The following is a 25,810-nucleotide window of genomic DNA, read 5'->3' as shown; positions in this document are numbered from 1 at the left end:
TGGTGCGGGTGAAGGGAGTCGAACCCCCACGCCTTGCGGCGCCAGATCCTAAGTCTGGTGCGTCTGCCAATTCCGCCACACCCGCAATATGAAAATGGTGAGCCATGAAGGACTCGAACCTTCGACCCTCTGATTAAAAGTCAGATGCTCTACCGACTGAGCTAATGGCTCGTATATAAAATGGCTGGGCTAGCAGGATTCGAACCTGCGAATGACGGAGTCAAAGTCCGGTGCCTTACCGCTTGGCTATAGCCCAACAAAATGGCGGTCCCGACGGGAATCGAACCCGCGATCTCCTGCGTGACAGGCAGGCATGTTAACCGCTACACCACGGGACCTTATGTTAAAAAGCCCATAAAATAAAAAAAGAAAGTGACCCGTACGGGATTCGAACCCGTGTTACCGCCGTGAAAGGGCGGTGTCTTAACCACTTGACCAACGGGCCATTTTGAGAATTTTCTGGCGGAGAAGGAGGGATTTGAACCCTCGCGCCGCTTACGCGACCTACACCCTTAGCAGGGGCGCCTCTTCAGCCACTTGAGTACTTCCCCAAATATGGCTCCGCAGGCAGGATTCGAACCTGCGACCGTTCGGTTAACAGCCGAATGCTCTACCACTGAGCTACTGCGGAATGATAATTTATTAGGTCGATCTCGCATATAACATCTTATCGACTCTTTACATTATAAGAACCTGGACTTTAAAAGTCAAGCTTGTTTTTGAAAAGATTTCATAGCCGCATTTCTTGATTTTGTCCTGCGACAATTACTAAATATAAAGCCTTTTTAGTCCTTTGTCAACTCTTTTTCTAACACTAATTTCCCCTTGCATTTTCCGCAAACATACCTCTTTGTATCAACAGCTCTTCTTCTCCGGTATATTTGATTGCATTCTTTACAAGCGTAAATAAGAACCTTTTTGGATTGACTTCTCATTGGCCGATCAGGCAAAGAAGAACAAAATCTTGGTGCTCCGACCTTCTTTAATAACAGTCTAAAATCCTGGTCACGATGCTTATACCCTCTGCCCTCCAAATGCAAATGATAGTGGCAAAGCTCATGCTTGATGATTCCAATCAGTTCATCCATTCCTAATTGCTCAAAGTATTTCTTATTTATTTCTATATGATGTGAGCTTAACATATACCTTCCGCCAGTTGTTCTAAGCCTGGCATTAAAGTAGGCCTGATGGAGGAATGGTTTGCCGAAGCTTTCTAAAGATACCGTTTCAACAAGATTTTGAAGATCTTTGTCATTCATCGCAATGTCTTCCCCTTTTATTGTAAACATGACAACCTATTATAGCATACATTATATATACCTTTTATGTTCATTTTTCGGATCTCATACTATTTCTTTGGCCTATGGATTTCATGAACATCCTAAAAATAGAACCTAACACACGGGAGGTAATTTGTATGCCTGTTTGGTTCCAAAACCAAATTCAACGTGCATTTTATGAAAAGGATCGTTATCAAATTAAACTTTTGAATCAATGCTGGTTTTTTTATAGAAAAAAACACTGCTCATAGAAAAGCGGAAGCGCCTTGTTCAGCTCCGACAAGCATAAGACGAATCACGCAAGAAGTCCTGATTTCTGAAGTGATTTGGCTTATGACTCGAGGAGCTAGGCGCTGCAGCTAGACAATATAAGCAGTGTTTTTCCCTTTAACTTGATGGATCTAGCATTGTGAGAGCGACTCTTCCCTTCTGTTTATCAACAGAGTCAACCCAGACTGTAACTACATCTCCTACTGAAACCACATCCAATGGATGCTTTACAAATTGGCGGCTAAGTTTGGAGATATGAACAAGGCCGTCTTGCTTGACCCCAATATCGACAAATGCCCCGAAGTCTACTACATTTCGCACTGTCCCTTGAAGCTCCATTCCCTCTTGCAAATCTTCAAGCTTTAAAACTTCTTTTTTTAATAGCGGCTTAGGCAGTTCGTCACGCGGGTCCCTTTCAGGCCTCATTAATGCATCAATAATGTCCTTTAGAGTAAGCTCGCCAATTTCAAGTTCCTGTGCGGTTTGCTTAATGTCCAATCCGGATAAAGCAACTCTTAACTCCCGAGACCCAAGGTCACTTGTCTTATAACCCAGATTTGCCAGCAGCTTGTTTACTTCTGCATATGTTTCCGGGTGAATCCCGGTCCGGTCCAGAGGTTCTTTACCATCAACCACTCTTAAAAATCCTATGGCCTGCTCATAAGTTTTCGCTCCTAGGCGCGGAATTTTTTTTAATTGCTTCCGATCAGCGAACTTCCCTTCTTCCTCTCGCTTTCTCACTATATTATTGGCAACCGTTTTTGAAAGTCCTGCAACATGCTGAAGCAATGAGGACGATGCTGTATTGACATTAACACCTACCTGGTTAACCGCAGTTTCGACGACAAAGGCCAGCGACTCGGTCAGCCTCTTTTGAGATACATCATGCTGGTATTGCCCAACTCCAACAGATTTGGGATCAATTTTCACAAGTTCAGCAAGCGGATCTTGAAGGCGGCGTGCGATCGATACGGCACTTCTCTCTTCCACCTGCAGATCAGGGAATTCCTCCCTTGCCAAGTCAGAGGCCGAGTAAACACTTGCTCCTGCTTCATTAACAATTAAATAGAAGATATCATCTTTCATATCTTTTAAAATATCCGCAATAAATTGTTCTGTTTCTCTTGAAGCTGTACCATTGCCGATTGCGACCATTTCTACTTTGAAGGAATTTAGTATTTGAGTAACTTTCTCTCTTGCCTGTTTGGTTTTCGACACAGGGGGGTGCGGATATATAACCTCGATTTTCAGCACTTTTCCTGTTTCATCAACAACAGCCAGCTTGCATCCTGTTCTGTAGGCAGGGTCAACACCCAGCACTACTTTCCCTTTCAATGGAGGCTGCAGCAATAATTTTCTTAGGTTTTCAGAGAAGATCATAATTGCCTGTTCTTCAGCCTTTTCTGTTAATTCATTGCGAATTTCGCGCTCAATGGAAGGCTGTATCAATCGCTTGTATCCATCCTCAATTGCTTCTTTTACAATTGGGGCAGCAAGAGAACGGCCATCCTTCACCCACTTTTTATTAAGGTAGTTTAAAATGAAGTCTGTATCCGGCTTAATATTCACCTTTAATATTTCCTCTTTTTCACCGCGATTTAACGCAAGCGTCCGGTGAGGAACAATTTTGCCGATCGGCTCCTCGTATTCATAATACATTTCATAAACGCCTTTTTCGTCGTTTTCTTTGTTTTTAACTGACGCTTCAATCGTTCCTTTTCTGGCTGTTTCTGTACGGATCCATTTTCTGCTGTCAGCTTCATCCGAAATCCATTCAGCGATAATATCCTTTGCACCCGCAATTGCCTCTTCAATTGTATTTACACCCTTTTCCTCTGACAAAAATTCTTCTGCTTTTACTTCGGGTTTTTCATTAAGCGGAAAGGTAAGCAGCCAATCGGCAAGAGGCTCCAGCCCTTTCTCTTTTGCCACAGTCGCCTTTGTACGGCGTTTTTGCTTGTAAGGGCGGTATAGATCCTCTACTTCCTGCAATTTCACCGCTTGTTCAATCCTGGACTTTAATTCTTCCGTTAATTTGCCCTGCTCTGCAATTAAGCGGACAACCTCTTCTTTCCGATGATTAAGGTTTTGTATGTATTGCCATCGCTCCATGATATCGCGGATTTGAACCTCGTCTAAAGCTCCGGTCTGTTCCTTTCTGTATCGGGCAATAAATGGGACTGTATTCCCTTCCTCCAGCAAGTTTATCGTATTTTTCACTTGTTTAACTGCAATTGATAGCTCCCCTGCAATCAGGTTTAGCACTTCATCTTGTTTATCCAGTAATTTCTCCAAGTTCATTCCTCCATCATAGAGTGTCATCTTCCATTTTAACAAAACCACCCTAAAGTTTCACATTTGCCATAGCAATCCATTTGATTAAAAAGAAGCTCCGTTATACATGTTTTCTGAAAATCTTTCCAGCCTTTCTCCTTAACATCGTTTCAAATCACCCTAGAATGAAAGCTGTTGTTAATTCCTGATCGGCAAACTGTTAAACAGACAAAAAAGCTTACCCTGTTTTTAGAGTAAGCTTCCAAGTATAAAAGTAGCATCATCTGATGTGGATGGGTATTGCTTCTTAATATCTTCAGAGATAAGTTCAATAGGCAGAAATGCTTTAAGTAAAGATTTAACCCCTTGAATATTTAAGCCATCTGAGTATAGCAAGAATTTTGAATCAGCTTCATAGGTAAACCGTTGAGTGTGGAACACCTGCGGCCTCCCTGACAGGTAGCCTGTCACAGGCAACGGGTAGGTTAGCTTGCCCGTTGAGGAGTAAAGGAAAAATCTTATATTTCCTACACAGCTGTAAACAAACTCTCTGGTGGTAAAATGCACTTTAAACAGCGCAACTGCCGCTCCTCTTTTTTGTACAAGAACCTCATTGCAAAGCTTCATGAGTGTATCAACATCTTTCTCATGGTGCTCTTCTACAACCGCTATAACGGCTGAAGAAGCTTCATACGCAAATTCCCCGCTCCCCAGGCCGTCCGCAAGTACACATACAAAGTATTCATCAGTCGCGGTGAAATAATAGCCATCTCCACAGAAAGACTTTCCCTCTTTAGCCGTTTGGTGAGCGATCACTTCGATGTTGTCCCTAACCAATTTGGTCATGAAAGGCACTCCGAATTATTTGTTTCAGAATGGATAGCTTCCTGAAGCTTTTTGATCGCACGCCTTTGAAGCCTCGAGACATGCATTTGGGAAATCCCCAGCTTATCTCCTGCTTCTTTCTGGCTCATATTTTCAAGATACGTATATTGGATTATCATTTTTTCTCTTTCAGATAAAACATGCAGCACTTTTTCAAGTACAAGCATTTGATTTACTTTTTCATAACCCTCGTCCTCATTCCCGACGATATCAAGCAATGTTACGGTTCCGCCATCAGAATCAGCCTCAATGGAGTGGTCAACTGACAGCGCTTGATAGCTTTTGCCCATTTCCATTGCTTCCAGAACTTCTTCTTCTGATACTCCAAGTACATCTGCAATTTCATCAACCCGTGGAGAGCGATGAAGTTCAGTTGTAAGCTCTTCGACAGTTGCTTTTATTTTTGGCCCAAGCTCTTTTATTCGGCGAGGCACATGAACACTCCAAGTCTTATCTCTTAAAAAGCGTTTAATTTCACCGATAATCGTAGGAACAGCAAAGGCCTCAAATGTTTTCCCGTATGATTCATCATAGCGGCGGATTGCTCCCAATAATCCAATAATGCCGACTTGGACGATATCTTCATGATAGGACCTGCCCTTTGAATACTTGCGGGCAATAGCTTCGACCAGATTCTGATATTGAAGGACCAGCTCATTTTGGGCTTCTTCATCTCGGTGGAGCTGATATGCCTTGATTAAAGCATTTGTCTCTTCTTTTGTTTTTTGATTAGGTTGAGATTGTTTTTGCATCCCTCTCCACCTGCTCTCCCTCTAGGTATTTGGTCATAAAGACCGTAACACCCTCTTTGTGATGAATTCTCACTTCATCCATCAATGTTTCAATCAGGTACAGACCTAAGCCTCCTTCACGCAGAAATTCCACAGAATCAGTCTGGTCATACGGCCCAATGCCTTGTCTCGCAGATTGGAAATCAAAACTCTTGCCGCTGTCTGCAACCATTACTTCTAGACGGTCATTATATAAACCGAATCCGATGACAACTTCACCTTGCTCATTCTGCTTGTATGCGTGTTGGACTGCATTGGTGCAAGCTTCGCTGGTAGCAATTTTTAAATCCTCAATTTCTTCGTAGGCAAAACCCATTCTGCTGGCAATCCCTGATAGAGTCAGGCGGATTACCCCAACAAATTCAGGTTTAGCCGGGATCTTCACCTCTATATAATCAAATGGTTCGTTCATTGTATTCCACCTTCAATCTCGCTGTTTATATCGATAATATCGGCTAGGCCTGTAATTTCAAAAAGTCTCTTTAAGCGATCCGACAAACCTACAATCTTAAACTTGCCGTTATTGGCACGGACATTTTTAAATACACCAACAAACACACCTAAGCCGGTACTATCCATATAAGAGACTTCAGATAGATTTACAACCATTTCCACCCCTTCTTTTTCCGTTAAAGGAAAAAGTTCTTCACGAAGTTTAGGAGCTGTATATGCATCAATTTCTCCGCTAACCATTGCTTCAATTAGCATATCATTTTCTTTTACATCTATTGTAATATTCATAACTGACCCACCTCTTTACATGTCAACTGCTTTTTATTACTTACCCGCTGCCTAAACCAGTTAAACATTTCTTTTTAAAATAATTAAGGTAAAATCGTCTCGCAATTGAAAATGCTGAAGTTTTTCGAGTTCTTTGTATACGCTATTAACAATTTCCTGTGCATTTAAATGAATATATTTCTTGATTAATTCAAGCAATGACTCTTTTTCTATAAATCCTTCTTCAGTACGGCATTCAGTTACCCCATCTGACATTAATATAATCATATCTCCGGGATTTACTCCTTTTTCGTACTGGCGGTATTTTGTTCTTTTATCGATGCCCAGAAGCAGTCCTTTTGCGACTAGCTCGGCAAATTCACCTTTTTTGGCATTATAAAAGAGCCCCGGTTCATGCCCAGCTGAACCGTAAGAGAACATATGTGTATTTGTATCATATATCCCATAGAACATGGTAATGAACATAGTCAAATCTACATTTTGCTCGACAACCCTATTAAGGCTCTCGAGGACACTTTTAGGATCATTGCGGTTTTCTGGCAAACTGTCCATAGCATACTTGATCATGGACATACATAAGGCTGCCGGAAGGCCTTTCCCGATCACGTCAGCTATTGCAATGCTGATGCTGCCGTTTTCATCCTGAACAAAATGGAAATAATCACCGTTCATATGTTTGGCAGGAACACTAATTGCGCCAATGTCCAGCCCTTCAACAGAAGGAACCTGCGTTCCCAGCAGGGTTTGCTGTACATTAGCGGCTATTTCCATTTCCGTTCTCAGTTCCTGCTGGATATGCTTCAGGTTCTGATGCTCCCGATAGGCAAACCCATAACCTATCATGACTTCAAGAAGGATATCAAAAGAATGGTGAACATACTCAGGCAAGTCCGGATACAGTTCACCCATCAGATTTTTATGAACGCTGATAATCTCTTCAGGCGAGATTTTGTGCTCAATCGACTTCCTGCTGAACTTCTGGCCCTGATACAAAGCCTGTTCAGATTGATCCTTAATATAATTCTCAAGAATATCCCGATACTTTGACTCCATCATTTCTCGGAAATCCATACCGCTTCCCCCTAACGGAGCCACTTAGTTGCTTTTATATCTGTTCCGGTTCCAGGATTAGAGTCAATTAAGAACTCATCCATTAACCGCTTCACACCTGGCAGGCCAGCTCCTAATCCCCCCGATGTGGAAAATCCATCTTCCATTACTTGGCGTAAATCATTTATTCCAGGGCCGCTGTCTACTGCAACTATACGCAATCCCGCTTTTCCGCCGTCATATATTTTTTCTATACAGATCTGTCCTTGTCCGGCGTATAAATAGATATTCCGGGCAAGTTCACTAATGGCTGTAGTGATTCTGGCCTGGTCAACTGTACCAAAACCAAGTTCTTTAGCAACATTCCGCCCAAGCTGGCGGGCTGCAACGATGTCCCATTCGTTTATGATTTTCACGCAGGATTGGTTTTCCATACAGTTACTCCCCCAATTCCTGTTGTAATTTCTCCAAACCTTTTTCTAGATCTAATGCAGTAAGGACATCATCTAACCCAATACCTAACTCAATCAGCGTAATAGCTACGGCAGGCTGTATACCGGTAATGACTACTTTTGCACCCATCAGTTTGGACATATTTATTACGTCGCCTAAAACTTTAGCGATGAATGAATCAATAAAGTCAATGGATGTTAAATCGATCACGACTCCATTTGCACTTGTTTCATGGATTTTATGAAGTAAATCCTCCTGAAATTGAAGTGCTGTCTGGTCATCTAATTCCCATTGGATGGAGACTAACAAACAATCGTTCAACTTTAAAATCGGAATTCTCACTCTCACTCCGCTCCCTCCACATTCACAATTTTGCGGCTTGTTAATGCAAGAGCCGCTTCAACTCCCTTTTTAAGTGTATTTTTTGTAGTAAACTGATTTAAATCAATTCCAAGGTTCACAATCGTTTGGGCAATTTCCGGACGAATGCCAACCAGCATGCACTTTGCTCCTACCAGCCTTACCGCATCAGCAGCCTGGATAATATGATGGGCAACCATCGTGTCGACGACCGGTACACCCGTAATATCAATGAGAACCACTTCAGAACGGTGCTTAACAACTCCATGCAAAAGATTTTCCATAATCTGCTTAGCCCGTTCTGTATCGATGGTACCAACAAGCGGCATGACTGTAATTCCTTCAAAAACAGGAATCAGCGGAGCCGAAAGTTCCTGCAGGGCAATCTTTTGCAAAGAGACTGTTCTTTCCCATGTCGTTGAATACATGTTTACGACTTCATTTACCATCGGAGTCATCCAGCTGTCAAAATCATATATAGTTTTCAATTGGTTTTCATTTGTCACAATTCCCGCATCTTGCATACCTTCAAAGACAATTTTGCTAAATGTTTGGAGCCCCCTTGTCACAAAGCTGAGAGGCCAGCCCAGGCGGACAATTTTCTCTGAAAAATCGCTTAGCTTTGAAGTGAATTCTTCATTCGAACTTTTTATACTTGAAATGATCAGATCAATAAACTCCCGGCTCGTCCCAACAAATACCTGGTCGGAAACCACCTTGGTCACTCGATCATCCGCATTTTCCTTTGTGGCTTGCATCCAGTCATGGAAGATGGAATCTTTATTATTTTGTATATAATTTAAAATTGTGGAATTCATCTGTTCCTCCCTATATTATCTTATGTCTATTATGAGCCTTCCAAATCCCTTTATTGTATAGCAATCAAAAATTTGTAAAAAATCAGTCAAAGTGCTGTATATACATATATTTAATGATAACAGCTATTGTCAGTCAAATGATATATATATGACTCCCAAATTATGCATGGCTGTCCCTTGCTAATTCGACAATTTCTTATAAAAACCTCTTCCCATACATTAAATAAAATTAACAGGAGGATTTTAGACAGCGTAGAATATATTGGATTTGTTTTCCCGTTTAATTGGGCGCTTTTATACCCTAAAATACTTTACATGACTTTCTTTTATACCCTTTTTCAACAGAAGTAAACCTTACTTGCATAAAAAAAAACGCCCTTAGAAGAGCGTTTTTGTTAAAATTCGATGAGGCCTAAGCTAATCTGCACAGCTTCATCCACTTTTTCCATCATTTCGTCATCGAGATGGGTTATTTTATCGGTTAAGCGTTGTTTATCAATTGTACGAATCTGTTCTAATAAGATGACCGAATCCCTTTCAAAACCATAACGCTTCGCATCAATTTCAACGTGAGTAGGCAGCTTAGCTTTTTGAATTTGAGCCGTGATTGCTGCAACAATTACTGTGGGACTAAACCGATTCCCGATGTCGTTTTGGATGACAAGCACTGGACGGACGCCGCCTTGTTCAGAACCAACAACTGGGGATAGGTCTGCAAAATAAACGTCACCACGTTTGACAATCAAAGGATTATCCTCCGCTTACTAGACGTTCAACTGTGTGTTCTGCCTCATATTCCGCTTGAAATGCTTCAGATGCAATCGTCAAATTTATTTTCGCCATCTCCATATAGCCTCGTCTCATGGATTCGCGAATTTGTCTCTTTTTGCGCTCGCGCAAATACATTTTGGTTGCTTGATAAATGAATTCGCTCCGGTTAACGTTTTCCTGCTTTGCATATCCGTCTAACTCGGTTAAAAGATGTTGCGGTAATTTTACCATTATCTCTGTTGTTGTGCTGGACTCAGACACAAACATACACCTCCACCATCACTACACACCATTTTTATATCTACCATTTTCAATATTACCATTAATAACGCCCAATGCAAAGGGGGTTCTTGAATTCTTCTGTATTATCGGCCAAAAAAATAGGCTTTTATGCATGTTTTTCAGTACACCCCCAAAAACGCCGCTTTCACTCATGTGATTAAGCTTCCAAAACATTCCTTGTGAGCTTATTGAAGTTTTGAACTCCCGCATTTTTTGAATAGGCATTAATTTTATTATAGCAGATAATTGACTCCCCCCATAATTTGGCCATCTCTTTTATATATGCGCGGAACACGCGAAGATACCATACAGGTAATTTCATAGTTGATGGTTTCAAGTTTTCTGGCGATTTCATCGACAGGAATACTGGCTCCATCCTGGTCGCCAATCAAAGTAACCTGTGTTCCAACAGGCACCTCATGAGGAAGCTTAATCATACATTGATCCATGCATATTCTGCCAACAATCGGCACCCTTAATCCCCCGACAAGAACTTCCTGCCCCTGAAGCTTCCGGATCCAGCCATCAGCATAACCAATCGGCAAGGTCGCAATCCACTCATCTCCGCTTGCCTCATAAGTAGCCCCATAGCTGACCTTTTCACCTTTATGAAGCTTTTTGACATGGACAATTTTTGTATGGAGGGAAAAAGCCTCTTTCAGCGGAAAAGGAAGATCTGGCTTCATTTCAATTGAAGGAGCGAGCCCGTACATACTTATTCCCATTCTGACAGCATTTAAATGTGCCTCAGGAAACCTCAGACCTGCAGCGCTATTGCTTGAATGAACGTATTTTGGAACCTTCTCCATCCAGCTCACCATTTCCTCAAACCGGCTAAACTGCTGTTTAAAATAAGAATTATCTAATGAGTCAGCTGTGGCAAAATGAGTAAATACCCCTTCAATCAGAAAACGCTTGTCCCCTTTGATAGCGCTCTCAATTCCAGCCAGCTCATCCCGGGTGCGGATGCCAAGGCGCCCCATCCCCGTATCCAGCTTCAAATGAATATTCAGTACATCTCCGCTTTCAATATAACCTGCCGCGGCTGCAAGCCATTCTTCTTGAAAAACAGTTAATGCAATATTCTCTTTTGCTGCATCACCGGCATTTTCCGGACGGCTTGCCCCCATTACCAAAATGGGTGCTTCTATTTTTTTCTTTCTCAGAGCCATTGCCTCATCAAGTGTGGCAACCGCCAAGCCAGAAGCGCCTGCTTTAAGTGCTGTCTCAGCTACAGCTTTATCTCCATGGCCATATCCATTTGCTTTCACAACAGCAATAACCATTGTGCCTTCGCTAACATGTTTTTTCATTGACTCTACATTATATGAGATATGATCAAGATTTATCTCTGCCCAAGTATCCCTATACATTTTTATCTGTTCAACCATTGATGTCTTCACGTCCTTTAGCCAATGCCATAATTCTGTACAAGTCGATTATCAAACTCCCCAGGAGGATTTGTCAAATGAATTATTTGGCTAATCCCCTGATAGTCCTCTTGCTTCGTATTTGCACCAAACCCTGATTTAAAGCTAGTGACATTTGCAAAAGACCTATAAATTCTCTCATATTCAACACAAATAAAACAGGCCCTTTTTAGGGGCCTGTTAACAAGAATTAGTTATTTAACCATATCACCTTGTACGGAACGGGCGATCATACTCATTTCTTCTGGAGATAAATCATTGGAAGCAATCATAAAGTCGACTCCCTGATAGGTCCAGGAAATGGTGTTGTCCGATAGTGCTCCAATTGTGAATCCAAGATCAACCGGTTCCCCGTTGACTGAAGTTACAGAGGATGAAGCTGGCATCACAGTTGCTTTTTCCTGGACAAGAGTGAAGGACTTCTCTCCATCATAGGTTAATACAACCCGCTTGCCGCCTTCTGTTTTAATTTCCTTCTCTTCGACCAGCTTTACCCCATCCACTTCAATCTGAGGATATTTAACCGAAAACTCCTGCTCTTCCACTTCGGCCATTACCGGCACTTCCAGCTGGGCGCCAGTCATGTTCTTCTGCATATCAAAGTCTTTTTTATCAAAGCTTGCATTAAACTTTACATTGGAAAACTCAACAGTTACAAGTGCATTTTTATCCGGATCCATAACCTTCACGCTGACAGGGGACAAATCAGACTTCTTCAGCGTGATTTCCTGAACAGGAAGCATCTGATTATTTTGATACCTTGTCTTTGTTTCAAAGACATAATGATCTTTTGTAGCTGAGAACTTAGCTTCTTTATCCTCCACAATATCCTTGACTAAGGATTCATACAAATAAGCCTGGCTGCTGTTCTGCGGCCAATCACTCTGGAAGCGGAAGCTTTTGTTCAGCGCAGGAGTGAGGACAAATACACCATCAGCGTTTCGCAGAATCATCTGGCTTTGGTCTTTTTGGGCATTTTTTAGATTTACCCGATAAAAATCAGGTTCCTTGTGCCATACTTCAATATCATAAGTCTGCGGGTCAGTGCCCATCTGCAGGGTCATTTTAGCCTCTGCCTTATACCCTTTAATGTCCTCCAGCTTATTGCCAAGCTCTTTTACAACATCTTCTTGTGATTTAGAACCACAGGCAGACAATGCAAAAACAACCATTAGGCCGGCAAGCAGCATTAACAACTTTTTCTTCATTCCTTCAGCCCCTTTGTCTCATTTCAGTGAGATTGGCCAATCTATTTGGCCTGTCTCTCCTATCGCACTATGAATATATGAGACAACCTAAGGGAATATGCTAGGAGGAATGACAAGCTTTTTGAATTTCTTGGCTCTGTTAAAATTGGTTGTTTACTTTCGCTCCTCTGACGCTTTTCAGGGTATAAGGCGCCTCGGAGATCGCCGTAGGCAACGCTCTTCCCGCTGGCCATAGAATAAGGGGCCTCTATAAGCTCACACGAAAAAATACGAATGCATTTCGAGGAGCTCACGCCTTCTCCCCTCAGCAAGATCCCAAATCAGCACAAAGCTTTAAGCCAATCCCAACAGGGTAAGGTTAAACTTCTTCAACCACTACCTGCGCAACAGCATATTCCCTGCTGTGGGAGATGGAAAGATGGACTCCTTTTTTGAAAGGCTTCGAAATAAAAGGCTTTCCCCGTTCATCCTTTTCAATTTCGATATCTTGAAAAGACAGTTTTTCGCCAATCCCGGTTCCAACTGCTTTAGCAAAGGCCTCTTTTGCGGCAAATCTTCCGGCGAGATATTCAGTACGCCTTTTCTCTGGCAAATCCATATAAAAAGCCATCTCCCGGGAGGTCAGTATTCTCTCTGGAAATCGTTCCTGCCTGTCTGTAATTTTGCGGATTCGTTCAAGATCCGCTATATCAATCCCAATTCCCGAAATCATTTCTCATCTTCCTTCTATTTATTTTTTTCATTGCATAAAGAATACAGTAGAAGCTCAGGCAAGTATATGGTTATTGAAAATTAAAGTGTTATCGCATGCTGAAAAACGCTTTTTCCGGTTATGATGGAGATAGTATTATAAAATGGGAGGATGCCTATGTTTACGAGAACGGAAAGTCTAAGAGAGTTTTTGCGATTTTACCCTGTGGTTTCTACTATCATTTTTATCCATATCTTACTCTATTTATTAACGGTCATTCCCATTTTCCCCAACGCTCTTATTTTCGAAAAGCTCGCTGGAGTCAACTTATATATCATCGAAGGGGAATATTGGCGGCTCGTAACTCCTATTATTTTGCATAGCGGATTTCCCCATGTTCTGTTTAACAGCTTTTCTCTTGTTCTATTTGGACCTGCCCTGGAACAAATCCTGGGAAAATCCAAGTTCATCTTCCTTTATGTAACAGCAGGGGTGGCAGCAAATATTGCTACACTTCTTTTAGAGCCAATGACATATATTCATGTCGGCGCCAGCGGAGCCATATTCGGTTTATTCGGATTCTTCGCTGCCATCATCATCTTTCGAAAAGATCTCCTATCAAGGGAAAACTCGCAAATTATTCTGACCATTACTGTAATTGGCGTTATCATGACCTTTTTGCAGCCTAACATCAATGTAACTGCCCATATATTTGGGCTAATTGCCGGCTTCCTGATCGGTGCAGCTTTCCTTTCAAAAGGGCGTCAGTCAATGTCAGCAAGCATGCAGCGTCCAGGAAGAATGTCAGGATTGCGGCCGTCCCTAAAAGGAGTCCCTGCTTCCAGGCTGATCCTTTGGGGTGTGGTTTTGCTGCTGGCCGTTTTGGGATTTTTAGCAAAATAATAAAAAGCGCTCATTGGCGCTTTTCTTTTTTTATGAGCGTATTTCTGTTCATGCCTGTATAGGAATACCATTTATAAATGGCATATACCTCTTTTCGATCCAGGTCAAGAACCGTTCCGCCTGTACCCCCGGTCCCGGACATGACGACTGCTTCAACTGTAGCCAGGCTGCGCCTTTCCTGAAAATAGCTTTCACTCACCGTGAGGGACTGTATTCGATTTTTTTTCATAAAAACAGTGGTCCTTACGATACCTCGATACCTGAGTGCAAGCTGCTGCGAGCTGATATCCCAGCCTGCATCTTTATATTTCAGATATGACCAGGCTAATGAGAAGATCAAAAGCAGCAAAGCGAAATAGCCCCACGGCCTGAAAAATATTATTGGCGCAATGACCAGCGGGAGGGTTCCCAAAAATCCTCTCCAAAGATACCTGTTAAGTGCCCTTCTCGGAGCCTTGAAAAATCCCGGCTGGAGTTCATAGTCTGGCAAATGGGCCTTTAACAGGCCAGCTGCCCTGCTTCTTTTAATAATAGGCAAAACCATGACACGGGCGCTTTCATTATCCTTAAGTGAGCCCCCGGCACTTTCAATATAAACAGCCGCTAACCCAAACGGCTGTCTGATAAGGTTCTCTCTGATTTGGATTGCTTGTATCCGATGAAGCGGAATGGTTATCTGCCGTTTCTCCAGCAAGCCTCTTGTTATGATCAAATCCTTATCGGTTTTTCTTAGTGTGAAATCAGCATACTTCAGCATCGTTCCAATAAGCGCAATCACCCACGCAATTAAGAACCCAATAAAAACGAGAATACTGACAAAAATGACCCCGTTGGCAATAAAGCCCTCCAGCCCTGCAAAAACTTTCTCATACGGAATGATTTCTTCAAATTGAAAAACAAAAGCAAAAACAGCCGAGATCACGACTCCCACTCCTCCTGAAGTAGAAGCTAGAAGAAGCAGCTGTCCAGGTGAAATCCTGTAGATTACTTTCCGTGTTTTTACTGGTAAATCAACTTGATCCCGATTTTCCGAAAATTTATTTTTTGCCGCTGAAAATGCCTGCTGAATGAAATCTGCATCCCGCCTGGAAATAGCGGTCAGAACCGCTTCCGCATCCCCTGCTCCGCTCGAACCGGCCGTCTCCACCTTCATTTTGACAAGCCCAAAAGGCCTTTGCAGCAGCCCTTCCGATAAGTCCAAACTTTGTATTCTTTCCAGCGGGATATATCTCTTCTTTCTCACTAAAATGCCATATTCAATTCGGAGTTCCCCTTCCTCAAGCCTATAGGTATACCTTAGCCATGAAAGGACTCCAATGATAAACACGGCTATAACAACACCAGCTGTAATAACAAGCTGGAGAATTTCACCGTTTCCGCCCCTGCTTCCAAACACCACAAAGATGACAAACGGAACAATTAATTCCTTAAGCTGTTTCAGAAAATTCGCTACCGCAGATATAGGATGGAGCCGTTTGGGATTAGACATCATCATCTGCAACCCTTGCCAGCTGAGAAATGAAAAAACGCAACTCTTCCGCTTCCTCCACATCCAGTGCAGGAATCTCATGGACCGTAGCTGCCGTAGAAATCGTCACAGTGGCCAGCCGGTACTTCCGCAAAATCGGCCCTTGCTTTGTATCTACATGCTGTACCCGAATCATCGGAACAAGCGTCCTTTTAATAACAAATATCCCGGATTTAAGTTCAATTTCATTTTCCCGAACCTCATATCTCAATCTCTTCCACCTTAAAGCCGGAAGGATCATAATTACAAAATAGGCATAGGCAGAAAAAAACATCAATGAAGCGCCTGTTACCCAAATTGGCCAATTAAACAGGACAGCTAAAGCAATAATGCCGCCAGATATAAGCAGCGGAAATACAGAGTGGATTGTGCCGGAGATTCTCCATGCAAGCAGCCCCCTTGCCGGAAGCCTTTTATGCGGCTCTGTAATCATGTATTCCCCCCCGGAATTCCAAAATATCACTGTTATAAGTATACATGACACACCAAAGAAAGTGTCTCTCTTTTTACGAAAAAAACAGGGGGCATTTGCTTAAATTTCGAAGCTTGATTGGTCGATGGCTTTTAGCCACGGCGGTTTCCTTAGTATGCTCGGCATATACAGAGAAATTACTTTACTATCCCGAACGTCTCCCATGGAAAGGAACTTAGCATTAGCGATGCCGGGAACCTCTATAATACAGACAAAATTTTTTATAAAGGGGATAAATCTACTTATAAGAGGGATAAAAAAATCTATATGACAGATAAACATTTTTATATAACAGATAACAAAGATATTCACTTGATAGCTTAACTTCTCCTTACAACTGTTCTCACTATCTCTTTCCCAAGAAAAAAAGAGAGCAGAATTTCTGCTCTCTAGGTTTATTAACGGTAGCTGTTGCTGTTTGTTCGGTTGTTGTTATGGCGTTTGCCTGCATGGCCTTGGCGGGATTTGTAGGATCCTTTTTGGCCGCCCTGTCTGCCTCTGCCGCCATATCCTCCGCGGCTGCGGTCGTTTGGCTTTCTGTCACGCTTTACTGGCAAAGGCTTTTCCTCTGTCAGCTTAACTGGAGTGGTATCCGGTTCTTTTGTAAGCATCTTTAGTACAGCCTGTACTACTGTTGAAGCGTCCTTTTGCGAAAGCAATTCATCCGCAGCCTCTTTGTAGCTGTCCAGATTATTTTCCTCAATTGTCTGCAGAATTTTATCCATAACCGCTTTTTGCTGGCCTTCTAGTGCTTCATCCAGCGTTGGAGCATCCATGCGTTCCATTTTTTTCTTTGTTGTTCTTTCCACAACATGCAAATAAGATTTTTCACGCGGTGTGATAAATGTCATCGCAACCCCAGTTTTACCGGCACGGCCAGTACGTCCAATGCGGTGAACATAGCTTTCCGGATCCTGCGGGATATCAAAATTGTACACATGCGTTACACCGGAAATATCCAATCCGCGAGCGGCAACATCCGTTGCAACAAGGACGTCGATGCTGCCTTCCTTAAACTTGCGCAACACGGAAATTCGCTTTGCCTGGCTTAAGTCTCCGTGAATGCCTTCAGCCATATATCCGCGAAGATTCAAGGCTTCAGCAAGCTCATCAACACGGCGCTTTGTACGTCCAAATACAATCGCCAACTCTGGTGATTGGATATCCAATAGTCTTGTCAGCACATCAAACTTATTCTTTTCATGTGTTTCAATATAATATTGTTCAATGGATGATACAGTCATTTCCTTTGCTTTCACCCGAATAATTTGAGGATCCTTCATAAAGCGCTCTGCCATTCTGCGGATTGGAGCAGGCATAGTAGCAGAGAATAGAAGCGTCTGGCGTTCTTCAGGAATCTGCGCAAGGATCGATTCAATATCATCAATAAATCCCATATTCAGCATTTCATCTGCTTCATCCAGGATTGCTGTATGGACATTATCCAGACGGAGTGTTTTGCGGTTGATATGGTCCAAAATTCGACCTGGCGTTCCGACGATAATATGGGGCTTATTCTTCAAGGCGCGGATTTGGCGGTTAATATCCTGGCCTCCATAAATGGAAAGGACTTTGGTTCTTTTTCCATAGCCGATTTTATAAAGCTCTTCAGACACCTGAATCGCAAGCTCACGTGTTGGCGCGATTACGATTCCCTGGATAAAATCTTTTGTATTGTCAATTTTATCGATCATCGGAATTCCAAATGCAGCTGTTTTCCCCGTTCCTGTTTGTGCCTGGCCGATAAGATCTTTATTCTCTAAGCTCAATGGAATCGTTTGGGCCTGAATTGGCGTAGCTTCTTCAAATCCCATTCGTTTTAGTGACTTCATTGTCGCTGGGCTAATGCCCAAGTCTTGAAACTTTGTCAATGTATTCATTCTCCTTCTAATCATAGAAAAATTTTGTCCCTGCATATTTGCAGGCAGGAAGTTCTCCTGATAAATTGGCCTATGAGGCACTCTTCCGGACGATTATAAGAAAAGTTACGGCATCCGCTACAACGGAGCCCAGAACCGGGTCTTTCCGGCTTAGAAAGCTGTACCTTCTTATGTTTTATCCCGCATTAACGGGCAGTAAGATCCCCACTTCAAAACTTTGAGGGGACAATAGTAAAGGATAAGCGGGGATCAACTCCCCGTAAAAGCCCGATTGGTTCAACTAACCATCAGTGGGGAATGAAAACCCCCCACTGATGGAAGTTTCACTTTATAAAAAGTGCGGTGTATTTTCGCTAAGAAGAGTCTCACTCAATATGAAACCCGCTTGAGGAAAAGGATGAGGGTAAGTTCAATCCCTGATTGATTTATGGACAAGTAGGTCTCTTATATAATTATTGCTTTCCTTCTAAAAGAGAAAAGCCCTAATTAAACAGGCCTTACCGAAAGCATGAACAAACTGTGAGGATCGAGCATACTTCCGCATTTAATGAAAAAAGACATTCTCCTTCTGGAGTATGTCCGGTTTCAAAAGAAGTTCCTGTTGGCACTTTGGTGTTAATATTACCATTTTCATGCATGCAATGCAAACTTGAAGACTGGCTGAAAACCCTATCATTCCGGCTTTCCTTTAAGAAAGTTCAAGACTTCGCGAAAGAGTTCATCTCTTTCCTCACAATGGCAAATTAAATGTTTGGATTCTCTCAAAAAAATCAATTTTTTAGCCGAGGAACCGATGTTATTGTATAAATATCGCGCACTTCTTGGCGGGACGACACCATCACTTTCTCCTTGAGCAATCAAGGTAGGCACAGTCACCCGATTTAATATAGGCCTTATATGGGCAACAAGCCTTCGAAACTGCAGTGTTGCTGTGATCGGTGTAGCACTAATTTTCCGTTTGTACCTGACAAACAGTTCATTATCTGACAGACTCCCTCGGAAAGCATCCTTTGCCATATCCTTAAGATCGAAAAAAAGCTGCTTGGGGTTTACATAATAGGCAGCTGCGCTTAAAAGGATCAGCTTATCCACCGGATAATGCACTGTTAAATAACTCGCAATCAGCCCACCCATGGAAAAGCCGATCACATATACCTTATCACAGCGTTCAATCAGCCTTTTTAGCTCTTCCTCCGCATGTTCAATCCACTTATTGTACTCAATGCCCTTCAGCTTTAATTCATCCCCGTGGCCCGGCAAGGTTGGAACCGCAATCTCCCAGTCTGTATGCGCTGTTAAATAATGAACAAGAGGCTCCACTTCATATGGGGCTCCTGTAAAACCGTGTATACACATGCAGCCAATCAGCCTGATCACCCCCTGCATCTTTCTAATTAAAAGTCTTAAAAGTCAGTTTTATTTTACACCTTTCCTTTAGGGCATACGGATCAAAAATCATATCAACCCCTGTTTCACGTGGAACAGGGGCTGATTAACTATCATGGAAGATCTATCCATTCTACTTCGCATAGGGATTTTTATACCCTTCTGAATGCTCCTATATCATTTTCCCTAGCCTTTTGTTCTTGGTTTCTTCGCACTTGGCACTGGAAATCCATTCTATATAGGAATGTTTGCAAGACGGTGCCAATGTGTTAAAAAAGGCAAGGCATTCTGGGTGCTGTTCCAGTTCGTGGATAATCTCTGTTAAAATTTCATCATTAACACATCTGCTGCTATACTTTCGGGCAGTTAGTCAATGCTGTTCAAATACGCTTTAGGCGCATTTAAAACGAGCAGCTTCATTTCGCTGGTGATTTCTAGTTTTTTAGTTAAATCAGCAATCATAACCAGATATCCCTGAAAGCACTTATTGAAGGGCGGAAACGACCTCTTCCAGCTTCATGCCCCTGGACGCTTTCACCAGTACGATCGTTTCTTTATCAACATGCTTTTTCAATTCTTCCATTAACGGCTGTTTGTCTGTAAAAGCAAACACCCGATCAGCGGAAAGTGTTTGCTCCGCTCCCCTGGCTATAAACTCGCCAAGCTTTCCGAATGTAAAGACATAATCGATTTTTTCTGCATCTACTGACTTCCCGATAGCAAAATGGAAATCTTCTTCCTGTGGCCCAAGTTCAAGCATATCGCCGAGAACGAGGATTTTCTTTTTATACCCAGGCAGGTTGGCAATAAGTTCTATAGCTGCATTCATGGAAGTCGGACTTGCATTATACGCATCATTGATGATTTTCTCGCCATTTCGCCCTTCCAGAAGTTCCATCCGCATATTTGTCAGCTTTAAGCTGGAGAATCCCTCATTCATCTTTTCGTACGGCACGCCGAAATGGAATGCGGCAATCATCGATGCCAGCGCATTGAGTACATTATGAGTACCTAGCACAGGCAGGTAAAATTCCTCGCCAGAGGCATTGATCCTAAAGGTGCTGCCGCTGTCATTCTGTTCAATATCAAGCGGGTATACATCATTTTCCCCGGTTCTTCCAAAGGTTTTAAAAGCGGCAGAACCAGTGTAAGATTTTAATTTTTCATTGAGAAGAGGCTCGTCGCCATGGTAGATGACAAGGCCATTATCTTGAAGGCCGTTCACAATCTCAAGTTTCGCTTCTGCAATCCCTTCCCTGGATCCCAAATCCTGAAGATGGGACTCCCCTATATTCGTAATAATAACGGCTTCGGGACGGGCCAGCTTTGTCAGAAAATCAATTTCTCCCCGTCCGCTCATCCCCATTTCCAGAACTGCTATTTCCGTATCCTCTTCCAGAGCAAGAATCGTAAGCGGCAGTCCAATATGGTTGTTATAATTCCCTTCAGTCTTTTGAACCTTGTATTTTAAAGACAAAAGACTCGCTGTCATATCTTTCGTTGTTGTTTTTCCATTGCTTCCTGTAATGCCTACTGCTTTAACCTTTAACTCATCACGATAGCTTCTCGCTAATTCCTGAAGGGCTTTCAAAGTATCTTCAACCAGAAGGATTGGCAAATGAAGCGGAGGATTCGGAACATCCTTTTGCCAGAACGCGGCAGCTGCCCCTTTCCGAAGGGCATCTTCCACAAAACGATGGCCGTCGGAATTCTCCCCTTTAAAAGGAACAAACAGATTGCCTTCTGCGATCTTTCTAGAGTCGATGCTTACCCCTTGGATGGCTGTATCATGAAAAGATGAAAAATCATTTTCAGCCTTAATCATTTGCGCAATCTCTTGAAGTGTTTTCTTAATCATATGCCGCCTCCTATTTTGACAGTTTCAGATTGTCCAAATGGACCAGACATACTGTCAGTATGTATGAACAAAAGGAACACGACAGGATTTGCCGTGTTTCCTTTTATGAAGTCAATTATTCCAGCCAGCCGGCTTTACATTGTATGTTTAATATTTTGTTTTTCTGCGTGGCGCTCAATTGCCAGATTGACCAGCTTCTCTATTAGTTGAGGGTACTCAACGCCAGAATGTTTCCAAAGAAGCGGGAACATGCTGAAAGGAGTAAAGCCAGGCATCGTATTTACTTCGTTGATATATAGCCTGCCCTCCCTTGTCAAAAAGAAATCCGCTCTGACAAGTCCGGAGCAGTCCAAGGCTTTAAACGCCTTGATCGCCATATCTTTCAGCTCGCTGTACTCATTTTCAGAGATTTCAGCCGGAATAATCAAGGCTGTATCTCCATCTTCATATTTTGCTTTATAATCATAGAATTCAACCTTTGGAACAATTTCTCCCGCAACAGAGCATTCCGGGTAATCATTTCCGAGTACGCCCGCTTCAATTTCCCTTGCTGTGACACCTTCTTCGATAATGATCTTGCGGTCAAATTGGAAGGCCTCTTTAAATGCTTCCTCTAATTCTGAGCGATTCATACACTTGCTGATTCCTACGCTTGAACCCAGGTTAGCTGGTTTAACAAAACATGGGTAGCCCAATTCCTTCTCTACTTTATCATATGCAGCTTCCATTTCATTTTCCCATTCGCTGCGGATAAACCAGACATACTTTACCTGCGGAAGGCCTGCCTGGGCAAAGATATTTTTCATAATTACCTTATCCATGCCTGCTGATGAAGCCAATACTCCATTTCCTACATAAGGAAGGTTGAGAAGCTCCAATAACCCCTGAACCGTTCCATCTTCACCATTCGGTCCGTGAAGAAGCGGAAAGATGACGTCAAAAGGGCCCTTTTGCTGAGAATCCTGAAAAAGAGTCGGTGCCAATGCTGTTGGCGGAAGTGCTTCTCCCCTGGAAAATTCCAGTTCCTTCACACTGGAGACCGGGCCATTTAATTGGGGTCCCTTAACCCATTGCCCTTCTTCAGATATATAAATAGGGTGAATTTCAAATTTTTCTAAGTCCAGCGCTTTGATAACAGCCATTGCTGTCTGCATGGATACTTTATGCTCTGCGGATTTCCCGCCGTACAATAGGCCAACCTTCGTTTTCATAAAAGAACCTCCATTATTCCATCATGGATTGCCCGGATTTTCATAGCCGGGTGTTAATTCCAATGTAATATCGCTTTTCATCTTTCTCTGCTTTAAATGCTAATTCAATCTACTCTTTATTGTAACACTTTCTAATTTAAGAAAGGGAGTGATTACATGTTCAATTCTTAAGGAATTTTTTTCTGCACATACGCCCATATTCCTATATGTATGAAAAAGCGTTTAAAAAGGAAACTTTTCTTATCCTTAATTCTGTAAAATACGCTTATTATTACTTCCTTTTCTCCTTACTATTGAAACCTAAATAGGCTATTTCTATTTTAAGATAACGCTTTATTTCCTATAATATAACGTTTTTAATGAATAAACCCTTTATAAACAGGTAAGTAGTCCGAATTTATATAATTATTTTATTTTTAGAACAAAGCTTTTTGCTATTAACTTTTAGCCAGAAACAAGATATACTCCCTCTAAGGAAAACAATTGTATTTTCAAGGAGGACAAAAATGAAGAAGTTCGGACTGCTCCCAAGAATTATATTAGCCATTGCTTTAGGTATTTTAATAGGTTCTTTTTCTCCTGAATGGCTAGTTAAGCTATTCGCTACTTTTAACGGCCTATTCGGAAACTTTCTCGGTTTTGCCATTCCGTTAATTATTATCGGGTTCATCGCACCAGGTATCGGCAGCATGGGGAAAGGAGCCGGCAAGCTTTTGGGCATTACTACAGGGTTTGCATATGGTTCCACAGTTGCAGCCGGTTTATTGGCATTTTTTACAGCCACTGTTTTATACCCCATCCTATTAAAAAATCAAAGCTTCAAAGAGTTTGAGAATCCGGAAGAAGCATTGCTATCGCCATTTTTCCAGGTGGACATGCCTCCGGTAATGGGCGTTATGACAGCATTGCTAATTTCGTTCACATTAGGTCTTGGTTTAGCAGCCATTAAAGGAAATACTCTGCAGCACGTCATGAATGACTTCCGGGATATTATCGAAAAAGTCATTGAAAAGGTCATTATTCCACTGCTTCCTGTCCATATTTTCGGGATCTTTGCCAACATGACTCAGGGCGGCCAGGTTGGCGCAATCATGTCTGTGTTCGCCAAAGTATTCGTCATGATTATTGCTCTTCATATTATCTTTTTACTTATTCAATATACAGCTGCCGGAAGTGTTACAAAAACAAATCCGATTAAGCTGATTAAGAACATGATGCCTGCATATTTCACAGCACTTGGAACCCAATCGTCCGCTTCAACCATTCCTGTTACGCTCAAGCAAATTAAAAAGCTTGGCGCACGCGAAAAAGTGGCTGATTTCTCTGTTCCTTTACTGGCAACGATTCATCTGTCAGGAAGCACGATCACACTCGTAAGCTGTGCGATTGCAGTAATGATGCTTCAAGGACAAACTGCTTCTTTTGGAGAAATCCTGCCGTTCATCTTAATGCTTGGCGTAACCATGATTGCTGCACCGGGTGTTCCGGGCGGGGCTGTGATGGCGGCACTAGGGCTGCTTGAAAGCATGCTCGGCTTCAATGAAACGATGATTGCTCTTATGATTGCTTTATACCTTGCCCAGGACAGCTTCGGAACAGCCTGCAACGTTACTGGCGACGGCGCATTAACATTGCTGTCGGACAAAGCAAGCGGAAAAGACAAAGAGGCGAAGCCTCAGGCGGTAAAAGCCAGCTAATTAAAAGATGTCCCGAGAGCGGGGCATCTTTTTTGTTTGTAGTTAAGGCTATCAGTACATCTGTGATGAACTTTTCTCTTGCTCTTTTGCCGGTTTTGGCCTTCATTGCTACTATGATGGACTTTTCTCCTGCTCTCTTGATGGCTTTTGGCCTTCATCGTGCTTATGATGGACTTTTCTCTTGCTCCCTTGCTATTTTTTGGCCTTCATTGCCTCTGTGGCGAACTCTTCTCTGGTTCTCTTGCCGATTTTTGGCCTTCATGACCCCTGTGTTGGACATTTCCCCACTCTTTTGACAGTTATAAATTTCGGAAGCCAGCTTTTTCTGGGTATATCGGTCACTTCAATAAGGTTTTTGGTCAGATTTAAATTTTATCGGCTGCTTTTTTAAATATATCGGTCAGCTTAAGCAATTTATCGGTCGCTTGGCGCTGCATCAGCTTGTGTTAACCAATAGCTTAAAACTAAAAACGGCCAGATAGGAAGCTCTATCTGGCCGTTTCATATATTATTTAACGATCATAACAGGCGCTTTAACCCGCTTGGCGATTTTATGGCTTACGCTTCCAAGTACCATTTCCTGCAGTGCGTTCAGACCCCTGCTGCCGACTACAACAATGTCAAACTCTCGCTGGTTGGCGTATTCCACAATAGCCGGACCTGGCTCTCCCTGCAGGATTTTTATTTCATAGGATAGGTTCTTTTCTTTTAGTATATTTTCAATCGGCTCCAGGCGCCGTTTTCTTGCTTCGTCAACCACCGATTTATCAAAATGGTGGAGAATATCTTCTTTTGAAGTTTGCCCGTCAATAGCATATACCACTGTAATTTCTGCATTAGGATTTTGCTCTGCCAGAAGCATGGCCTTTTTGGCAGAACGAACAGAATGGTCAGATCCATCTGCAGCTATTAGGATTTTGTTAAACATACCCTCACCCCTGAAAAAATTCACTAAAAAGCTCTCAAAATTAATCTTATTTTTAATAGCTGGTTTCATCAACACTGCAAGAAAGAAAGTTGTGTCAGATTCATGATACTTGCGGGAGATTATTCTGAATAGTTAAACTAATTATAAAGATTACTGAATAATATGTAAACGGATACATTAAAATAAGAACCGGCTCGTACAAAGCCGATCCTTATTTTACAATGAGCACCGGGCAATCCGCCCTTTTTGCAACCTTATGGCTGACTCCTCCTAGAACAAGTTCCTGAAGGCCATTCAATCCCCGGCTTCCTAATACCACCAGATCAAAATGATTTTTATTGGCATATTCCACAATGGCTGGACCGGGCTCACCATGCAATATAATGATTTCATAATTTATATTGGCCTCCCGTGCCTTTTTCTCAACCTCGCGCATCCGGTCTTTGCGTTTATCGCCAAAGTCTGCAGCGTTCCAATTCTTAAGGACATCCGATTTTGACCGATCTCCATCCACAACATAAACAACCTTTATTTCTGTTTCATTGTCACACTTTGCAATCTTAATGGCATGTTCAGCAGCACGCTTCGAGTGTTCCGATCCATCTGCTGCCAGCAGGATTTTTTTATACATGGCCAAACCTCC

General features: G+C 42.4%; 27 protein-coding genes and 7 tRNA genes. 3 read left to right on the top strand and 31 right to left on the bottom strand.

The features are described 5' to 3' along the window. From L634_RS0100480 to L634_RS0100445, 8 genes are all read right to left on the bottom strand, one after another. A tRNA-Leu gene (locus L634_RS0100480) sits at positions 1–85 on the bottom strand. Positions 86–95: 10 nt separating this feature from the next. Next, positions 96–171 (bottom strand) — tRNA-Lys (locus L634_RS0100475). A gap of 10 nt (positions 172–181) precedes the next feature. Further along, positions 182–256: transfer RNA gene (locus L634_RS0100470), tRNA-Gln, on the bottom strand. Positions 257–262: 6 nt separating this feature from the next. Then, positions 263–338 (bottom strand) — tRNA-Asp (locus tag L634_RS0100465). A 35-nt stretch (positions 339–373) separates the two neighbouring features. Continuing rightward, positions 374–445 (bottom strand) — tRNA-Glu (locus L634_RS0100460). Positions 446–460: 15 nt separating this feature from the next. Next, positions 461–551: transfer RNA gene (locus L634_RS0100455), tRNA-Ser, on the bottom strand. Positions 552–556: 5 nt separating this feature from the next. Further along, positions 557–631: transfer RNA gene (locus L634_RS0100450), tRNA-Asn, on the bottom strand. Positions 632–785: 154 nt separating this feature from the next. Further along, positions 786–1,259, bottom strand: a complete 474-nt coding sequence (locus L634_RS0100445; RefSeq protein WP_026580745.1) for a SprT family protein — start codon at positions 1,257–1,259, stop codon at positions 786–788. A gap of 158 nt (positions 1,260–1,417) precedes the next feature. Here L634_RS0100445 and cmpA point away from each other — a divergent pair, with 158 nt between their 5' ends. Next, positions 1,418–1,531, top strand: coding sequence for a cortex morphogenetic protein CmpA (gene cmpA, locus L634_RS32370; protein WP_009336300.1), 114 nt, complete (start codon positions 1,418–1,420; stop codon positions 1,529–1,531). A gap of 136 nt (positions 1,532–1,667) precedes the next feature. On the opposite strand, the gene L634_RS0100435 is transcribed toward cmpA, so the two are convergent. The 14 genes from L634_RS0100435 to acpS all read right to left on the bottom strand — a co-directional run bounded on the left by L634_RS0100435 (position 1,668) and on the right by acpS (position 13,325). After that, positions 1,668–3,851: a Tex family protein gene (locus L634_RS0100435; protein ID WP_198029662.1), complete on the bottom strand. Its 2,184-nt coding sequence runs from the start codon at positions 3,849–3,851 to the stop codon at positions 1,668–1,670. A gap of 222 nt (positions 3,852–4,073) precedes the next feature. Next, on the bottom strand, positions 4,074–4,670 hold the full coding sequence (locus L634_RS0100430; protein WP_026580743.1) for a PP2C family serine/threonine-protein phosphatase: 597 nt from the start codon (positions 4,668–4,670) through the stop codon (positions 4,074–4,076). Further along, a complete protein-coding gene (gene sigB, locus L634_RS0100425) occupies positions 4,667–5,461 on the bottom strand; it encodes an RNA polymerase sigma factor SigB (protein ID WP_026580742.1) in 795 nt (264 codons plus the stop codon). The genes L634_RS0100430 and sigB overlap by 4 nt, the downstream gene beginning before the upstream one ends. Then, a complete protein-coding gene (gene rsbW / locus L634_RS0100420) occupies positions 5,439–5,912 on the bottom strand; it encodes an anti-sigma B factor RsbW (RefSeq protein WP_026580741.1) in 474 nt (157 codons plus the stop codon). Before rsbW ends, sigB begins: the two co-directional genes overlap by 23 nt. Next, complete coding sequence (locus L634_RS0100415; RefSeq protein ID WP_026580740.1) at positions 5,909–6,241, bottom strand: anti-sigma factor antagonist; 333 nt, start codon at positions 6,239–6,241, stop codon at positions 5,909–5,911. The genes rsbW and L634_RS0100415 overlap by 4 nt, the downstream gene beginning before the upstream one ends. Before the next feature lie 60 nt (positions 6,242–6,301). Next, entirely contained in the window at positions 6,302–7,312 is a 1,011-nt protein-coding gene (locus L634_RS0100410; RefSeq protein WP_026580739.1) for a PP2C family protein-serine/threonine phosphatase, read from the bottom strand. A gap of 11 nt (positions 7,313–7,323) precedes the next feature. Continuing rightward, positions 7,324–7,725, bottom strand: a complete 402-nt coding sequence (locus tag L634_RS0100405) for an anti-sigma regulatory factor (protein WP_026580738.1) — start codon at positions 7,723–7,725, stop codon at positions 7,324–7,326. Between the two features lie 4 nt (positions 7,726–7,729). Beyond that, positions 7,730–8,086, bottom strand: a complete 357-nt coding sequence (locus L634_RS0100400) for an STAS domain-containing protein (protein WP_026041667.1) — start codon at positions 8,084–8,086, stop codon at positions 7,730–7,732. Between the two features lie 2 nt (positions 8,087–8,088). After that, positions 8,089–8,922, bottom strand: coding sequence for an RsbT co-antagonist protein RsbRA (locus L634_RS0100395; protein ID WP_026580737.1), 834 nt, complete (start codon positions 8,920–8,922; stop codon positions 8,089–8,091). Between the two features lie 395 nt (positions 8,923–9,317). Then, a complete protein-coding gene (gene ndoA / locus L634_RS0100390; RefSeq protein ID WP_009336311.1) occupies positions 9,318–9,668 on the bottom strand; it encodes a type II toxin-antitoxin system endoribonuclease NdoA in 351 nt (116 codons plus the stop codon). A 4-nt stretch (positions 9,669–9,672) separates the two neighbouring features. Continuing rightward, positions 9,673–9,954, bottom strand: coding sequence for a CopG family ribbon-helix-helix protein (locus L634_RS0100385; RefSeq protein WP_026580736.1), 282 nt, complete (start codon positions 9,952–9,954; stop codon positions 9,673–9,675). Between the two features lie 254 nt (positions 9,955–10,208). Then, entirely contained in the window at positions 10,209–11,366 is a 1,158-nt protein-coding gene (alr, locus tag L634_RS0100375; protein WP_026580734.1) for an alanine racemase, read from the bottom strand. Positions 11,367–11,599: 233 nt separating this feature from the next. Beyond that, entirely contained in the window at positions 11,600–12,613 is a 1,014-nt protein-coding gene (locus tag L634_RS0100370; RefSeq protein WP_026580733.1) for a LolA family protein, read from the bottom strand. 358 nt (positions 12,614–12,971) lie between these two features. Then, positions 12,972–13,325, bottom strand: a complete 354-nt coding sequence (gene acpS / locus L634_RS0100365) for a holo-ACP synthase (protein WP_026580732.1) — start codon at positions 13,323–13,325, stop codon at positions 12,972–12,974. Between the two features lie 156 nt (positions 13,326–13,481). Between acpS and L634_RS0100360 the strand changes: the two genes are divergently transcribed. After that, positions 13,482–14,207, top strand: a complete 726-nt coding sequence (locus tag L634_RS0100360) for a rhomboid family intramembrane serine protease (RefSeq protein WP_026580731.1) — start codon at positions 13,482–13,484, stop codon at positions 14,205–14,207. A gap of 10 nt (positions 14,208–14,217) precedes the next feature. On the opposite strand, the gene L634_RS30310 is transcribed toward L634_RS0100360, so the two are convergent. The 7 genes from L634_RS30310 to L634_RS0100315 form a co-directional block, all read right to left on the bottom strand. After that, positions 14,218–15,702 carry a PH domain-containing protein gene (locus L634_RS30310; protein ID WP_332249022.1) on the bottom strand — a complete coding sequence of 495 codons (1,485 nt, stop codon included), beginning with the start codon at positions 15,700–15,702 and terminating at the stop codon, positions 14,218–14,220. Further along, positions 15,689–16,168 (bottom strand): PH domain-containing protein, encoded by a 480-nt coding sequence (locus L634_RS0100350; RefSeq protein WP_026580730.1) that lies wholly within the window; start codon positions 16,166–16,168, stop codon positions 15,689–15,691. Before L634_RS0100350 ends, L634_RS30310 begins: the two co-directional genes overlap by 14 nt. A 437-nt stretch (positions 16,169–16,605) precedes the next feature. Then, positions 16,606–18,078, bottom strand: a complete 1,473-nt coding sequence (locus L634_RS0100340) for a DEAD/DEAH box helicase (protein ID WP_026580728.1) — start codon at positions 18,076–18,078, stop codon at positions 16,606–16,608. A gap of 681 nt (positions 18,079–18,759) precedes the next feature. After that, positions 18,760–19,455: an alpha/beta hydrolase gene (locus L634_RS0100330; protein WP_026580727.1), complete on the bottom strand. Its 696-nt coding sequence runs from the start codon at positions 19,453–19,455 to the stop codon at positions 18,760–18,762. Between the two features lie 190 nt (positions 19,456–19,645). Then, positions 19,646–19,786: a YdeI/OmpD-associated family protein gene (locus L634_RS34825; RefSeq protein ID WP_442852675.1), complete on the bottom strand. Its 141-nt coding sequence runs from the start codon at positions 19,784–19,786 to the stop codon at positions 19,646–19,648. A gap of 171 nt (positions 19,787–19,957) precedes the next feature. Then, a complete protein-coding gene (locus L634_RS0100320; RefSeq protein ID WP_026580726.1) occupies positions 19,958–21,331 on the bottom strand; it encodes a UDP-N-acetylmuramoyl-tripeptide--D-alanyl-D-alanine ligase in 1,374 nt (457 codons plus the stop codon). Between the two features lie 134 nt (positions 21,332–21,465). Beyond that, positions 21,466–22,542 carry a D-alanine--D-alanine ligase gene (locus tag L634_RS0100315; protein WP_026580725.1) on the bottom strand — a complete coding sequence of 359 codons (1,077 nt, stop codon included), beginning with the start codon at positions 22,540–22,542 and terminating at the stop codon, positions 21,466–21,468. A gap of 506 nt (positions 22,543–23,048) precedes the next feature. On the opposite strand from L634_RS0100315, the gene L634_RS0100310 reads away from it, so the two are divergent. After that, positions 23,049–24,239 (top strand): dicarboxylate/amino acid:cation symporter, encoded by a 1,191-nt coding sequence (locus tag L634_RS0100310; RefSeq protein ID WP_026580724.1) that lies wholly within the window; start codon positions 23,049–23,051, stop codon positions 24,237–24,239. 508 nt (positions 24,240–24,747) lie between these two features. Here the strand turns inward: L634_RS0100310 and L634_RS0100305 are convergent. Both L634_RS0100305 and L634_RS0100300 read right to left on the bottom strand, forming a co-directional pair. Then, a complete protein-coding gene (locus L634_RS0100305; RefSeq protein ID WP_026580723.1) occupies positions 24,748–25,167 on the bottom strand; it encodes a universal stress protein in 420 nt (139 codons plus the stop codon). A 211-nt stretch (positions 25,168–25,378) separates the two neighbouring features. Then, positions 25,379–25,798, bottom strand: coding sequence for a universal stress protein (locus L634_RS0100300; protein ID WP_026580722.1), 420 nt, complete (start codon positions 25,796–25,798; stop codon positions 25,379–25,381). Between the last annotated feature and the right edge of the window lie 12 nt (positions 25,799–25,810).

This window comes from Bacillus sp. J33 (assembly GCF_000518885.1).
Classification (GTDB): domain Bacteria; phylum Bacillota; class Bacilli; order Bacillales; family Cytobacillaceae; genus Cytobacillus.
Note: the sequence above shows the minus strand (reverse complement) of the source record. Positions and strands in the feature narration are given on the sequence as shown.

Coding starts and splice junctions, on each gene's coding strand:
- L634_RS0100360 (WP_026580731.1), top strand. CDS start 13,482: ATGTTTACGAGAACGGAAAGTCTAAGAGAGTTTTTGCGATTTTACCCT.
- L634_RS0100370 (WP_026580733.1), bottom strand. CDS start 12,613: ATGAAGAAAAAGTTGTTAATGCTGCTTGCCGGCCTAATGGTTGTTTTT.
- L634_RS0100430 (WP_026580743.1), bottom strand. CDS start 4,670: ATGACCAAATTGGTTAGGGACAACATCGAAGTGATCGCTCACCAAACG.
- L634_RS0100445 (WP_026580745.1), bottom strand. CDS start 1,259: ATGAATGACAAAGATCTTCAAAATCTTGTTGAAACGGTATCTTTAGAA.
- L634_RS0100415 (WP_026580740.1), bottom strand. CDS start 6,241: ATGAATATTACAATAGATGTAAAAGAAAATGATATGCTAATTGAAGCA.
- L634_RS0100305 (WP_026580723.1), bottom strand. CDS start 25,167: ATGTTTAACAAAATCCTAATAGCTGCAGATGGATCTGACCATTCTGTT.
- L634_RS0100395 (WP_026580737.1), bottom strand. CDS start 8,922: ATGAATTCCACAATTTTAAATTATATACAAAATAATAAAGATTCCATC.
- L634_RS0100300 (WP_026580722.1), bottom strand. CDS start 25,798: ATGTATAAAAAAATCCTGCTGGCAGCAGATGGATCGGAACACTCGAAG.
- acpS (WP_026580732.1), bottom strand. CDS start 13,325: ATGATTTCGGGAATTGGGATTGATATAGCGGATCTTGAACGAATCCGC.
- L634_RS0100320 (WP_026580726.1), bottom strand. CDS start 21,331: ATGATTAAGAAAACACTTCAAGAGATTGCGCAAATGATTAAGGCTGAA.
- alr (WP_026580734.1), bottom strand. CDS start 11,366: ATGGTTGAACAGATAAAAATGTATAGGGATACTTGGGCAGAGATAAAT.
- sigB (WP_026580742.1), bottom strand. CDS start 5,461: ATGCAAAAACAATCTCAACCTAATCAAAAAACAAAAGAAGAGACAAAT.
- L634_RS0100405 (WP_026580738.1), bottom strand. CDS start 7,725: ATGGAAAACCAATCCTGCGTGAAAATCATAAACGAATGGGACATCGTT.
- L634_RS0100310 (WP_026580724.1), top strand. CDS start 23,049: ATGAAGAAGTTCGGACTGCTCCCAAGAATTATATTAGCCATTGCTTTA.
- rsbW (WP_026580741.1), bottom strand. CDS start 5,912: ATGAACGAACCATTTGATTATATAGAGGTGAAGATCCCGGCTAAACCT.
- L634_RS0100315 (WP_026580725.1), bottom strand. CDS start 22,542: ATGAAAACGAAGGTTGGCCTATTGTACGGCGGGAAATCCGCAGAGCAT.
- L634_RS30310 (WP_332249022.1), bottom strand. CDS start 15,702: ATGATGATGTCTAATCCCAAACGGCTCCATCCTATATCTGCGGTAGCG.
- cmpA (WP_009336300.1), top strand. CDS start 1,418: ATGCCTGTTTGGTTCCAAAACCAAATTCAACGTGCATTTTATGAAAAG.
- L634_RS0100435 (WP_198029662.1), bottom strand. CDS start 3,851: ATGAACTTGGAGAAATTACTGGATAAACAAGATGAAGTGCTAAACCTG.
- L634_RS0100410 (WP_026580739.1), bottom strand. CDS start 7,312: ATGGATTTCCGAGAAATGATGGAGTCAAAGTATCGGGATATTCTTGAG.
- L634_RS0100350 (WP_026580730.1), bottom strand. CDS start 16,168: ATGATTACAGAGCCGCATAAAAGGCTTCCGGCAAGGGGGCTGCTTGCA.